The 12,306-nt window shown below is 64.7% G+C and carries 15 protein-coding genes; 9 read left to right on the top strand and 6 right to left on the bottom strand.

Going from position 1 to position 12,306, the window contains the following annotated elements:
• The first annotated feature begins 26 nt into the window (after positions 1 to 26).
• Positions 27 to 1,319 carry a serine hydroxymethyltransferase gene (gene glyA / locus C8N34_RS11185; RefSeq protein ID WP_108128926.1) on the top strand — a complete coding sequence of 431 codons (1,293 nt, stop codon included), beginning with the start codon at positions 27 to 29 and terminating at the stop codon, positions 1,317 to 1,319.
• Positions 1,320 to 1,426: 107 nt separating this feature from the next.
• On the top strand, positions 1,427 to 2,323 hold the full coding sequence (locus tag C8N34_RS11190; protein WP_108128927.1) for a DUF817 domain-containing protein: 897 nt from the start codon (positions 1,427 to 1,429) through the stop codon (positions 2,321 to 2,323).
• Here C8N34_RS11190 and C8N34_RS11195 read toward each other — a convergent pair.
• Positions 2,268 to 2,639 (bottom strand): hypothetical protein, encoded by a 372-nt coding sequence (locus C8N34_RS11195; protein ID WP_108128928.1) that lies wholly within the window; start codon positions 2,637 to 2,639, stop codon positions 2,268 to 2,270. The genes C8N34_RS11190 and C8N34_RS11195 overlap by 56 nt on opposite strands.
• Before the next feature lie 122 nt (positions 2,640 to 2,761).
• On the opposite strand from C8N34_RS11195, the gene C8N34_RS11200 reads away from it, so the two are divergent.
• The gene (locus C8N34_RS11200; protein ID WP_108128929.1) at positions 2,762 to 3,535 is read left to right on the top strand and encodes an alpha/beta fold hydrolase; all 774 of its coding nucleotides are present in this window, start codon (positions 2,762 to 2,764) and stop codon (positions 3,533 to 3,535) included.
• Between the two features lie 6 nt (positions 3,536 to 3,541).
• Here the strand turns inward: C8N34_RS11200 and C8N34_RS11205 are convergent, their stop codons facing one another.
• Complete coding sequence (locus tag C8N34_RS11205) at positions 3,542 to 4,027, bottom strand: cytochrome b (RefSeq protein ID WP_108128930.1); 486 nt, start codon at positions 4,025 to 4,027, stop codon at positions 3,542 to 3,544.
• Between the two features lie 79 nt (positions 4,028 to 4,106).
• Positions 4,107 to 4,286 (bottom strand): hypothetical protein, encoded by a 180-nt coding sequence (locus C8N34_RS11210; RefSeq protein ID WP_054302395.1) that lies wholly within the window; start codon positions 4,284 to 4,286, stop codon positions 4,107 to 4,109.
• Between the two features lie 459 nt (positions 4,287 to 4,745).
• Here C8N34_RS11210 and C8N34_RS11215 point away from each other — a divergent pair, with 459 nt between their 5' ends.
• On the top strand, positions 4,746 to 5,453 hold the full coding sequence (locus tag C8N34_RS11215) for a GNAT family N-acetyltransferase (protein WP_242013780.1): 708 nt from the start codon (positions 4,746 to 4,748) through the stop codon (positions 5,451 to 5,453).
• 80 nt (positions 5,454 to 5,533) lie between these two features.
• Here C8N34_RS11215 and ychF read toward each other — a convergent pair whose 3' ends face one another.
• Positions 5,534 to 6,631: a redox-regulated ATPase YchF gene (gene ychF, locus C8N34_RS11220; protein WP_054302396.1), complete on the bottom strand. Its 1,098-nt coding sequence runs from the start codon at positions 6,629 to 6,631 to the stop codon at positions 5,534 to 5,536.
• Positions 6,632 to 6,760: 129 nt separating this feature from the next.
• On the opposite strand from ychF, the gene trpA reads away from it, so the two are divergent.
• The gene (trpA, locus tag C8N34_RS11225; RefSeq protein ID WP_054302397.1) at positions 6,761 to 7,552 is read left to right on the top strand and encodes a tryptophan synthase subunit alpha; all 792 of its coding nucleotides are present in this window, start codon (positions 6,761 to 6,763) and stop codon (positions 7,550 to 7,552) included.
• Here trpA and C8N34_RS11230 read toward each other — a convergent pair.
• Complete coding sequence (locus tag C8N34_RS11230) at positions 7,540 to 8,265, bottom strand: ArsR/SmtB family transcription factor (RefSeq protein ID WP_108128931.1); 726 nt, start codon at positions 8,263 to 8,265, stop codon at positions 7,540 to 7,542. The genes trpA and C8N34_RS11230 overlap by 13 nt on opposite strands.
• A gap of 82 nt (positions 8,266 to 8,347) precedes the next feature.
• Between C8N34_RS11230 and C8N34_RS11235 the strand changes: the two genes are divergently transcribed.
• Genes C8N34_RS11235 through C8N34_RS11245 form a run of 3 tightly spaced genes read left to right on the top strand, consistent with a single transcriptional unit; the run spans position 8,348 to position 10,219 of the window.
• Positions 8,348 to 8,671, top strand: coding sequence for an NIPSNAP family protein (locus C8N34_RS11235; RefSeq protein WP_108128932.1), 324 nt, complete (start codon positions 8,348 to 8,350; stop codon positions 8,669 to 8,671).
• Complete coding sequence (locus C8N34_RS11240) at positions 8,668 to 9,027, top strand: antibiotic biosynthesis monooxygenase family protein (RefSeq protein WP_108128933.1); 360 nt, start codon at positions 8,668 to 8,670, stop codon at positions 9,025 to 9,027. Before C8N34_RS11235 ends, C8N34_RS11240 begins: the two co-directional genes overlap by 4 nt.
• Before the next feature lie 28 nt (positions 9,028 to 9,055).
• Positions 9,056 to 10,219 carry an alpha-hydroxy acid oxidase gene (locus C8N34_RS11245; protein WP_108128934.1) on the top strand — a complete coding sequence of 388 codons (1,164 nt, stop codon included), beginning with the start codon at positions 9,056 to 9,058 and terminating at the stop codon, positions 10,217 to 10,219.
• A 3-nt stretch (positions 10,220 to 10,222) separates the two neighbouring features.
• Here C8N34_RS11245 and C8N34_RS11250 read toward each other — a convergent pair whose 3' ends face one another.
• On the bottom strand, positions 10,223 to 11,365 hold the full coding sequence (locus C8N34_RS11250) for an MFS transporter (protein WP_108128935.1): 1,143 nt from the start codon (positions 11,363 to 11,365) through the stop codon (positions 10,223 to 10,225).
• A gap of 213 nt (positions 11,366 to 11,578) precedes the next feature.
• On the opposite strand from C8N34_RS11250, the gene C8N34_RS11255 reads away from it, so the two are divergent.
• The gene (locus tag C8N34_RS11255) at positions 11,579 to 12,181 is read left to right on the top strand and encodes a 50S ribosomal protein L25/general stress protein Ctc (protein WP_054302403.1); all 603 of its coding nucleotides are present in this window, start codon (positions 11,579 to 11,581) and stop codon (positions 12,179 to 12,181) included.
• The last annotated feature ends 125 nt before the right edge of the window (positions 12,182 to 12,306 follow it).

Raw genomic sequence — 12,306 nt, forward strand, 5'->3', positions numbered from 1 at the left:
CCGCCCTTCCTTGACAGGAGACGCCCATGACCGACATCCGCGATCCCGGTTTCTTCACCGAAACCCTCGCCTCCCGCGACCCCGAGCTGTTCGGCTCGATCACTGACGAACTCGGCCGCCAGCGGGACGAGATCGAGCTGATCGCGTCGGAAAACATCGTCAGCCGCGCCGTGATGGAGGCGCAGGGCTCGGTGATGACCAACAAATATGCCGAAGGCTATCCGGGCAAGCGCTACTACGGCGGCTGCCAGTTCGTCGACGTGGCGGAAAACCTCGCCATCGAGCGCGCCTGCAAGCTGTTCGGCTGCACCTTCGCCAACGTCCAGCCCAATTCCGGCTCGCAGGCCAATCAGGGCGTGTTCAACGCGCTGCTGAAACCGGGCGACACCATTCTGGGCATGAACCTGGCCTCGGGCGGTCACCTGACCCACGGCGCCGCGCCGAACCAGTCGGGCAAATGGTTTAACGCCGTGCAATATGGCGTGCGCCAGCAGGACAGCCGCATCGACTATGACGAGGTCGAGCGTCTGGCCGACGAGCATCAGCCGAAGCTGATCATCGCCGGCGGTTCGGCCGTGCCGCGGCAGATCGACTTCGCCCGTTTCCGCGCCATCGCCGACAAGGTTGGCGCCTTCCTGATGGTCGACATGGCGCATTTCGCGGGCCTCGTGGCTGGCGGTCAGCACCCCTCGCCCTTCCCCTATGCCGATGTGGCGACCACCACCACGCACAAGACCCTGCGCGGCCCGCGTGGCGGCATGATCCTGACGAACAACGAGGATATCGCCAAGAAGGTCAATTCGGCCATCTTCCCGGGCATCCAGGGCGGCCCGCTGATGCATGTCATCGCCGCCAAGGCGGTGGCCTTCGGCGAGGCGCTGCGGCCCGAGTTCAAGGCCTATGCCGCACAGGTGGTGGTCAATGCGCAGGCGCTGGCCGACCAGCTGATGAAGGGCGGGCTGGACATCGTGACCGGCGGCACCGACACCCACGTCATGCTGGTGGACCTGCGCCCGAAAGGCGTGAAGGGCAATGCGACCGAAAAAGCGCTGGGTCGTGCCCATATCACCTGCAACAAGAACGGCATCCCCTTCGACCCTGAAAAGCCGACGGTGACCTCAGGCGTGCGTCTGGGCACCCCGGCAGGCACCACCCGCGGCTTCGGCGAGGCCGAATTCCGCCTGATCGCCGACTGGATCGTCGAAGTGGTCGATGGCCTGGCCGCCAATGGCGAGGATGGCAATGGCGAGGTCGAAGCCGCCGTGCGCGCCAAGGTCGCCGGCCTCTGTGCCCGCTTCCCGCTCTACCCCGGTCTCTGACCGGCACGGGGCCCCGGCACTCCGGGGCCCCAAATTTCCTGCAAAGACATTTGCAAAAGTTTTCTGAACGCTTTTGCCTCTGCGCCCACGTCCTCAGAGCAATTCCTATGCCCCATGCCCCGCACAGCACCCGGCTGGAACGCCGTCTTGGCGACTGGGCGCGGGCGCGTCTGCCCTATGGTCTCGCCGAACTGGTGATGTTCATACTGAAGCAGGGCTGGGCCTGCCTGTTTGGCGGCCTGCTGCTGATCGCCATTCTCGCCACCCGCCTGATCTGGTCACCGGAATGGCCTGTGCATCGCTACGATGCGCTGTTCCTGTTTGCCATCGCCACGCAGGTCGTCTTTCTGTGGAAAGGGCTGGAGACATGGGAAGAAGCCCGTGTCATCCTGATGTTCCACCTGACAGGCACCGCGATGGAATGGTTCAAGGTCGGCGCCGGATCATGGTCCTACCCGGAACCGGGCCTGTTCAAGCTCTGGGGCGTGCCGCTGTTTTCCGGCTTCATGTATGCCAGTGTCGGCAGCTACATGGCGCGGGTCATCCGGCTGTTCGACATGCGCTTTGCACCCTACCCGCCGTTCTGGCTGACCATGGTGTTCGCGCTGGCCATCTATGTGAATTTCTTCGCCCATCACTTCCTGCCGGACATCCGGGTCGCACTTTTCGCAGGATCAGTGCTGCTGTTCTCCCGCACGCGGATCTGGTTCCGCATCTCTGACCGGGACTGGTGGATGCCGCTGCCGGTTGCGGCATTCCTCTCCAGCTTCGCGCTCTGGCTGGCCGAGAATATCGGCACGGCAACGGGAACCTGGCTCTACTCCGGTCAGGTCGCCGGACAGGTCGTCAGTTTCGCCAAGCTGGGGTCGTGGTATCTGCTGCTTTACGTCTCGTTCGTCACCGTCACACTGGTCAGCCGCGCGGCGCTGCATCGGCAGCCCCTGCCCGTCACATCAGCCCGCGCAGCTTCAGCACAAGTACGGCCAGCCCGGCCACGACGATAAGGCCGAAGACCACCTGCGCCACGACCGAAATCAGCAGGCCTTTGCGCCGACCGGCGGAGCCCAGAGGTGACAGGTGACGCAGACAGATGTCATAGGCTTCGGCCACCTCGCCCTCATCCACCTGCAACAGAAGCTTCGGGTTTTGCGACATATGCGCCGCCTCGGCCAGCCGCTCTGCCGCGGCCCGCACTTTGCGCGGCAACCGCCGACCGCCACGCGACAGCTTTTCGGCCAGCCCCGCACCCTTGATGCGCAGCCGTTCCTCCATCAGCCCCGCAACCCGGTCCGCCATCTGCTGAATGGTAATCGCGCCCATCTTCGTGTCCTGCCCGCCGCTGTCCGGCGGTCTGCCACCGCCCTTGCGCGGCAGACTACGCTTGCACGCGGAAGGCATCAACCGCTCTGGCAGTCGCGGAAAGGCTCGGTTACTTCTGTGCCATGCTGAACACGATCCATTATCCCGCCACCACCGCATCGGACCTGCCCCCCATCCTGATCGTGCACGGGCTCTACGGCTCGGCACGGAACTGGAACGTCATCGCCCGCCGCCTGTCAGAGCGGCGCGATGTGTTGGCGGTCGACATGCGCAATCACGGCGAAAGCCCCCGCTTTACGACCCACAGCTATCCCGACATGGCTGCCGATCTGGCCGAGGTGATCGGCGCCCATGGCGGGCAGGCCGATGTGATCGGGCATTCGATGGGGGGCAAGGCGTCGATGATGCTGGCGCTGAATCATCCCGGCCTTGTGCGGCGGCTGGTCGTCGCCGATGTGGCGCCGGTGCCCTATGCCCATGACCAGACGCAATACATCACCGCGATGCGCGGGCTCGATCTGGCGGGCCTGACCACGCGCGGTGAGGCCGACCGCAGGCTTGCGGAAACCGTACCCGAGGCCCCCCTGCGCGCCTTCTTCCTGCAATCGCTGGACCTGAAAGCGGAGGGCGGGCCGCGCTGGCGGCTGAACCTTGACGTGCTGGAGGCTGAAATGCCCAAGATCGTCGGCTGGCCCGATCCGGCCGGGCAATTCGACGGGCCGACCCTGTTCCTGACCGGCGGCGACAGCCATTATGTGAAGCCGGAATACCGCCCGGCGATCCGCGCACTGTTTCCCAATGCGCATTTCGCCAAACTGCCAAGCGCCGGACACTGGCTTCATGCCGACAAACCGCGCGAGTTCGAGCAGACACTGAAAGTGTTCCTCGACGCCTGAATGCGCCTAGTCCGCCGGACGGGCCATACGCCGCATCAGCCCGTCCCGCAGCACGAATTGATGCCAGAGCGCACCGGCCACATGCAGGCCGATCAGCGCCAGAAGCACCGCCTTCAGCACCTCATGCGCTTCGGCCGCTACCGAAATGCCACCGAACCACGCCATACCCCCCGTCACGGCGAGGGCAATCATCGCCAGATAAAGACCTGCATGGGCCAGCTTCGAAAGCGGGCGCAGAATGGCGGGGCTGCCCTCTGCCGGCGCAGGCGCCCCGCGGCGGCCTTGCAGGCCGATCCGCCACAAAGCCAGCACCAGGACGGCAATCCCTCCCGCCACATGGCCCGCGACCAGCGGATCAAAGGCCGGGCTTCCCCCCTGACGCAGGCTGCGCCATGCGGCGGAAATCGCGTCATTGCCGATGAACTGCCAGGCGACAAGAACCACCGTCAACCAATGCAGCACAATCTGGCTGCGGGAATAGCCCTTGGGCATGTGAAGCTCCCGTTGCTGGCCACGCACCGGCGTGGTCTTCGTTGACTTCTACGCGACGATACAAGACTTCCGTCGCCCGTCAGCCCGTGATCTGGCGAGCGACGAACCAACTCACCGGAATGGCCGCGACAAAGCCCACTGCGGCGGCCACCAGAATGGCTTTCAACGTCACCATGCCCATGGTCAGGGCGGCGACGATCCCGACCCCCATGAGCGAGGTCGACGCCATGGAGAAGATAATCATCATCAGACGGTTCATTGCTGGCCTCTTGTCATCCGGCGCGTTCGGCCTCACCCGATCACACCGACGCGAGGTGCACCTTGATCCGCATCAACCGCCGTCTCTGCGGCCGCGCAGAAAAGGGTGGCAAAGCGTCGCGGTGCTTGACGACCCGACCCGCCAGCCCGAAGACTGCACACGTCCGGAACCCGAGTGCGCCAAAGCCTATGCCCCTCCATCGTGCCGCATTGCGCGCTGTAACAGCCGTCGCTCATTGCAAAAGCGTCATGGCCTGCAATACAAATTCCTGCTGTTGGCTGGCCGACAAGGCGCTGTTTTCACAGACCCGCGCCCTTGCGCTTGATCAGATCGAACAATTCTGCGCCGGAGGCGGCCCACACGACCTAATTGCAACCTTCGACGCGCCAGTTCACTGCGGCAGTGGGCTGGAGAACAACATTCTCAGCTCTGTCTCTGCCACCCCAGGGAGTTCCGCCCGTGACCATCGAATTGCGTGATCTCTCCGGCATGACCGAATTCCGCGCGGCGGAAGACCTGCAACGTCAGGTCTGGGGCGAAGGGGACAGAGAAGACCCGGCCGATCTGATGATGGTCATTCAGCACGAAGGCGGGCTGGTGGCTGGCGCCTTCGAGGATGACACGCTCCTCGGCTATGTCTTCGGCTTTCCGACCGTCACACCGGGGGTGCAGCATTCGCACCGGCTCGCCGTTCTGGCGCAGGCCCGCGGTCTGGGCCTCGGTCTGCGGTTGAAATGGTATCAGCGCGACTGGTGTCTGGCGCGCGGCATCACACATGTTCGCTGGACCTACGATCCGCTGCGGCTTGCCAATGCCGCGCTGAACATTCACCGGCTGGGCGCCTCATCGCAAACCTATCTGCCGGATTACTACGGCGAGATGGAGGGGATCAACAAGGGTGCCCCCTCCGACCGTCTGATGGCCGACTGGCACCTGCAAAGCCCCCGCGTGGTGGCCGCAGCGGCCGGGCAGCCACTGCCCCCGGACCGGGTGGCAGAGGAAATAGAGATCCCGGCCGATTTCGGTGACATGATGATCCACGCCCCCGAAATGGCTCAAGCGCTGCGACTGGAAAACCGCGCAGAGATGCAGGCCGCCTTTGCCGCAGGTCTGCGTATCACCGGCTTTGACAGCGCGAGGCGCCGTTATCTGCTGAGCAGGGCCTGATAGCGAAATCAGACATTTCAAAGGAAAAGGACCACCGGAAACCGGCAGCCCTTTTGATTTTCATACATTCCGGCGGAAGATCAGCCGTTGAACAGGAAGTGCAGCACGTCGCCGTCCTGAACCTCATAGGTCTTGCCTTCGACGCGGAACTTGCCCGCCTCCTTGGCCCCGGCTTCTCCCTTGCCCGCGATGTAATCGTCATAGGCCACGGTTTCGGCGCGGATGAAGCCCTTTTCGAAGTCACCATGGATCACACCCGCCGCCGCCGGGGCCAGAGTGCCCTTGGTGATCGTCCAGGCGCGGGCCTCCTTCGGGCCGACGGTGAAATAGGTTTGCAGGCCAAGCAGTTGATAACCCGCGCGGATCAGCCGATCCAGCCCCGCCTCGTGCAGGCCCATTTCCTCAAGGAACATCGCCGCCTCGTCCTCGGGCAACTGGCTGATCTCTTCCTCGATCTTCGCGGAAATCACCACCGAGGCGGCACCGATCTTCGCCGCCATCTCGGCCACCCGCGCCGACTGGCTGTTGCCCTCGGCCGCTTTCGATTCTTCGACGTTGCAGACGTAAAGCACCGGCTTCGCCGTCAGAAGTTGCAGCATCCGCCATTGCTTCAGATCATCCGCCGCGACCTGCACGCTGCGCGCGGGCTTGCCATCATTCAGCGCGACCTGTGCCAGCGCGAGCAGCCTGTCCTGATCGGCAGATTCCTTGTCGCCACCCTTCAGCTTGCGGGCAAGGTTGGCACGGCGGCGTTCGATGGATTCCAGATCGGCCAGCATCAGCTCGGTCTCGATGGTTTCGGCATCGGCCACCGGGTCGATCCGGCCTTCGACATGGGTGATGTCGCCGTCTTCAAAGCAGCGCAGCACATGGGCGATGGCGTCGCATTCACGGATATTGGCAAGAAACTGGTTGCCCAGCCCCTCGCCTTTCGACGCACCGCGCACCAGACCGGCAATATCAACGAAGGTCATCCGCGTCGGGATGATCTGCTTCGACCCGGCAATGGCAGCCAGCTTGTCCAGCCGCGGATCGGGCACCGCCACCTCGCCCACATTCGGCTCGATGGTGCAGAAGGGGAAGTTCGCGGCCTGCGCGGCAGCGGTGCGCGTCAGCGCGTTGAAGAGCGTGGACTTGCCCACATTCGGCAGCCCGACAATGCCCATCCTGAAGCCCATGGCGATCCCCTTTCGAAACTTCGCCCGCTCTTAGGGCCTGCACGGCGGAATCGCAAGCGCCGGCCCAAGCCCCATTGATTTCTGCCCCGCTTCGCGGCACATCGGACCAGAGTGCAGAAGAGGACCGCCATGACCCGGATCGACGCCAAGTTCGCCGCCCTGAAGGCCGAGGGCAAAAAGGCCTTCGTCGCCTATATCATGGGGGGTGATCCGAATGCGGAAACCTCGCTTGAGGTGATGAAGGGCCTGCCGGGCGCCGGGGTCGATGTGATCGAACTGGGGATGCCCTTCACCGATCCGATGGCGGACGGCCCGACGGTACAGCTTGCCGGGCAGCGTGCGCTGGATGGCGGCATGACGATGGACAAGGTTCTGGACATGGTGCGCGATTTCCGCGCGGGCGATCAGACGACGCCGATCGTGCTCATGGGCTACTACAACCCGATCTATTCGCGCGGCGTCGACCGTTTTCTGGCCGAGGCGAAAGAGGCGGGCATCGACGGGCTGATCGTGGTCGATCTGCCGCCGGAGGAAGACAGCGAGCTGTGCCTGCCCGCACAGGCCGCCGGGCTGAACTTCATCCGGCTGGCTACGCCCACCACCGATGACCGCCGCCTGCCGACAGTACTGCAAAACACCAGCGGTTTCGTCTATTATGTCTCGATCACCGGGATCACCGGCGCGGCCGCCGCTCAGGCCGCTGATGTGGCGCCCGAGGTCGCACGGATCAAGGCTGCGACCGATCTGCCGGTCATTGTGGGCTTCGGCATCTCGACCCCCGACAATGCGCAGGCCATCGCAGGCATCGCGGATGGCTGCGTCGTGGGATCGGCTATTGTGAAGGAGATCGGTGCAGGCAAGCCTGTGGCCGATATTCTGGGCACCGTTGCCGCGCTTGCAGCGGGCGCTCACGCCGCCTGAGGGGTGCTGCCTTCCGGAAACCAATCCTCTACCGGCGGGAAGGCCGCGTCGAAGGCGCGGCGCCCGGCGGGGGTGAAACGCAGGGCGCGGCTGCCCTCAACCCGGTGCAGCCAGGCCAGCCCCAGCATGTGATCCAGCATCGCACGGCCCAAGGCCCCGGCCAGATGGCTGCGCCGCTCGCTCCAGTCCAGACAATCGCGGCACAGCACCCGCCGGCGTCCGGCCCGCAGGGCTGCAAGGTCGATTCCGAAGCTGGTCACAAAGGTGGCGCCCGCGTCCGTCAGGGCCAGCCCCTCGGGCGCCGGGCCAAGGAAACCACGCGCCAGCAGGCTGTCGTAAAGCCGTATCCCCGCCTCGCCCGCCATATGATCGTAACATACCCGCGCTGCGCGCAGCGATGGATCGCGCGGGCCGGGTCGGCTGCGCAGATGGCCGCGCGCGGCGGCAAGGCCAAGCAGAGCCTCCAGCACCCGCGCCACTTCGACCCCGCGCAGGGCGAAATACTTGTGACGGCCCGACCGGCGGGGCACCACCAGCCCGCCTTCCTCCAGCCGCGCCAGATGGCCCGAGGCGGTCTGCACCGTCACACCGGCCTCGGCCGCAAGCTCGGTCACCGTCAGCGCGCGCCCCGCCATCAGTGCGGTCAGGATGTTGGCGCGCGCCGGTTCACCGATCAGCGCGGCAATGCGGGCAAGGTCCGGGCCTTCTTTCATCACGCTGTCCTCCACAGTTCGATCATGGCCGAAACATTACTTTCGCACAATCGGGCACAAGCGGATGTGAAAGGAGTCACCCATGCTGACCTGCATCATCCGCTATCACATCGACCCGACAAAGAAGGCCCAGTTCGAAACCTATTCCCGCAGCTGGGGACAGGCGATCCCACGTTGCGGGGCTGATCTGATCGGCTATTTCGCGCCGCATGAAGGGTCGTCCACACTGGCCTACGGCATCTACAACATCCCCTCTCTGGCTGAATACGAGGCGTACCGCACGCGGCTGGCGGCTGATCCCCTGGGGCGCGAGAATTACCAATTCGCCCAGAAAGAGCGGTTCATCCTGCGCGAGGATCGCACCTTCCTGCGGCTGGCCTCAGCCCCGCACGGGTGTGGCGCATGATCGCCGTCCTGTTCGAGGTCATCCCCGCCCCCGGCGCGCGGGACGCTTATATGGCTCGCGCCGCTGATCTGCGGCCGCTGCTGGACGGGATCGACGGATTTCTGGGGGTGGAGCGGTTTCAGAGCCTCTCCGACCCCGGCAAGCTTTTGTCTCTGTCCTTCTTTCGGGACGAGGCGGCAGTACAAGGCTGGCGCGAAACCGCAGAACACCGCCTTGCACAACAGGCCGGACGCAGCGGGCTGTTCACCACCTACAGGCTGCGCGTGGCCGAGGTGCGGCGCGACTACGGGTTGCATGATCGCACCGAAGCACCGGGCTCAGGGAAAGCAGTTGCGCGAAATCTCCGATATTGGTAAAGGAAACTAACCAATATCGGAGGTTCGCATGCCCGTCATCACCTGCATCGACGATCTGAAGCGCCTGCATGCCCGTCGCACCCCGCGCATGTTCTACGATTACGCGGAATCCGGCAGCTATACCGAACAGACCTTCCGCGAGAATGTGACGGATTTCGAAAAGATCCGGCTGCGGCAGAAGGTGGCGGTCGACATGTCGAACCGCAGCATCGCGGGCGAGATGATCGGCACGCCGGTGACCATGCCCGTGGCGCTTGCGCCTGTCGGGCTCACCGGCATGCAATCGGCGGATGGCGAGATCAAGGCGGCGCGGGCGGCTGAAAAGTTCGGCGTGCCCTTCACGTTGTCGACCATGTCTATCTGCTCGATCGAGGATGTGGCGGCGCAAACCACCGCACCGTTCTGGTTCCAGCTTTACGTCATGCGGGACGAGGATTTCGTCGACCGCGTGCTCGACCGCGCCAGGGCCGCAGGCTGTTCTGCGCTGGTTCTGACGCTGGATCTGCAAATTCTCGGCCAGCGGCACAAGGATCTGAAAAACGGATTGTCTGCGCCGCCAAAGCTGACGATCCCGAATATCCTCAACATGATGACGAAGCCGGAATGGTGCCTTGGTATGCTGGGCACCAGACGGCGCAGCTTTGGCAATATCGTTGGTCATGCGAAGGGCGTGGGCGACCTGTCCTCGCTGTCCAGCTGGACGGCGGAACAGTTCGATCCGCAGCTGGACTGGACCAAGATTGCGCGCATCCGTGACCGCTGGGGCGGCAAGCTGATCCTCAAGGGCGTTCTGGATGTCGAGGATGCGCAGCGCGCCGCCGATTTCGGGGCTGATGCCATCGTCGTCAGCAACCACGGCGGGCGGCAGCTGGATGGCGCGCTGTCGTCGATCCGCATGCTGCCCTCCATTGTGCGGGCGGTGAAGGGGAAGACCGAAATCTGGCTCGACAGCGGCATCCGCTCGGGTCAGGACGTATTGAAGGCCCTTGCCCTCGGGGCGGATGGCACGATGATCGGGCGCAGCTACATCTATGGTCTGGGCGCAATGGGCGAAGCCGGCGTGACAACAGCGCTGGAGGTCATCCGCAAGGAACTGGACACCACAATGGCGCTGTGTGGCGAGCGGGACATCAGGAACCTCGGGCCGCACAACCTCCTGGTGCCCAAGGATTTTGAAGGCGACTGGGCCTGACCCTCAGCCCCGCCGCATCAGCAGCGGGGTGAGCACCAGCACCGCCATCAGCATGGCAGCGGCAAAGACGAAGGCCGCGCGCAGCCCGAACAGGCCCGCCAGAAAGCCCAGCATGGGCGGGCCGAAGAAATAGCCGAAATAGCCGTAAAGCGTGGCCCTTGCGACAGCGCGGGCGCGGGCTTCCGGCGCCGCCATCCGACCCACCAGCGAAAAGGCGGTGGGGGCGATGACCGACGATCCGATCCCCATGACGATGAACCCGGCATAGGCCATCGTGGGGCTGGTGGCGAAGGCCGCCCCCAGCGCGCCGGTGGCGGAAACCACCGCCCCCGCGCGCAACAGCCGCCCCGCATTCAGCCGCGCCACCAGACCCTGCCCGGCGATCCGCGCAAATCCCATGGTCAGTGCCAGCGCGGCAGGCCCCATCGCACCCTCGGCGGGACTGCCGCCCAGGGTTTTCTCGATATGCAGGGCCGACCAGTTTTCGGCCGCGTTCTCGGTCAGAAAGGCGATCAGTACGATGCCACCGCCGATCAGCGGCACGAGGCCCAGCCCGCTGCCCTGCCCCTTTGGCGGGCGGGCAAGACCGTGGATGGTGCCGTCCCGTTCAAAGGCCAACACAGCAATCAGTGCAGCACAGATCCCCGCCACCGCCATCACCACGCCTGGCGGCAGCGCCGCATCGCGCATCACGCCTGTCGCCAGCGCCCCGCCAGCATAGCCGAAGGAATAGGCGGCGTGGCAAAGGTTCATCAGATGCAGCCCGCGCTCATTCTCCAGCGCGGCGACACGGGCGTTCATCAGCACATCGGTCAGGCCGGTTGCCGCACCGGCGCACATCATGGCAAGCGGGAAAAAGGCCGCCACATGAACCTGCCCCGGCAGGATGAAGGCCAGCCCCATCGCCAGTGCTGCCACCGGCAGCGCAATCCGGCCCAGTGCCACACCGACAAGCGGTGCCACCAGCATCGCGCTGACCGCCGCCAGCGGCGTCGGCAGCAACAACAGCCCCAGCCGCGCCTCGTTCACATCCAGCTGCGCCTTGAGGTCCGGCAGCGCGGCGGCGAAAGTGCCCCACAACACGCCCATGGCGGTAAAGGCCGCAAGCGGCGCATGCGCCGTGACGATCAAGCGGGGCGAAAGCATCGGGGGTTCCTTCTGTCCTGATGCCGTGCTAGCCCGACAGGACAACCCCGGCAAGCCCGGCGCCGACACCGACCCGCCCGTGCCCGACACGCGGCGCCAGAGGTGATTTTTCACGACTTTCGGCTTTCCTTGCAGGCGATTCCCCGCTATAGGCCCCCGATCCGTCATGCACCCTTGGAGGATGACGGACCAGTGCAACCAAAGGAGATACCTATGGCACGCGAGATCCCGGATCTTAACGCCGTGGTGCGGACGGGGACAGGCAAGGGGGCCGCCCGTCAAGCCCGTCGTGAGGGCAACGTTCCCGGCATCGTCTACGGCGACGGCAAAGAGCCGCAGCCGATCAGCATGAACTACAACGCCCTGCTGAAGCGCCTGAAAGCCGGCCGCTTCATGTCGACCCTCTTCAACCTGAAGGTCGAAGGCCAGCCGGACGTTCATGTCGTTTGCCGCGGCGTCCAGCGCGACGTCGTGAAAGACCTGCCGACGCATATTGACTTCATGCGCCTGCACGACGACAGCCGCATCAACCTGTTCATCCATGTGACCTTCATCAACCACGATCAGGCCCCCGGCCTGAAGCGTGGCGGCACGCTGACCGTGGTGCGCCCGGAAGTCGAACTGGAAGTTCTGGCCTCCGACATCCCGAACGAGATCGTTGTCGATCTGGCGGGCCGCACCTTCGGCGACGTGATCCACATCAATGATGTGGCGCTGCCGAAAGGCGCGAAGCCGACCATCGACCGCAACTTCGTGATCGCCAACATCACCGCCCCGTCGGGTCTGGTGGCAGAAGAGGAGTCGGCCGAAGGCTGATCCCCCCTACAGGGCAAACAGACGCGGCAGGGTCTCCCTGCCGCGTTTTTTTTGTGGCGGGAACTCGCGCATTGCCGGTGCAGGTCCGGTTTTACTTACCTTTCAATTGATTACCATTTTGGTAG

Origin of the sequence: Gemmobacter caeni, from assembly GCF_003054195.1 — a bacterium.
GTDB classification, from domain to species: Bacteria; Pseudomonadota; Alphaproteobacteria; order Rhodobacterales; family Rhodobacteraceae; genus Gemmobacter; species Gemmobacter caeni.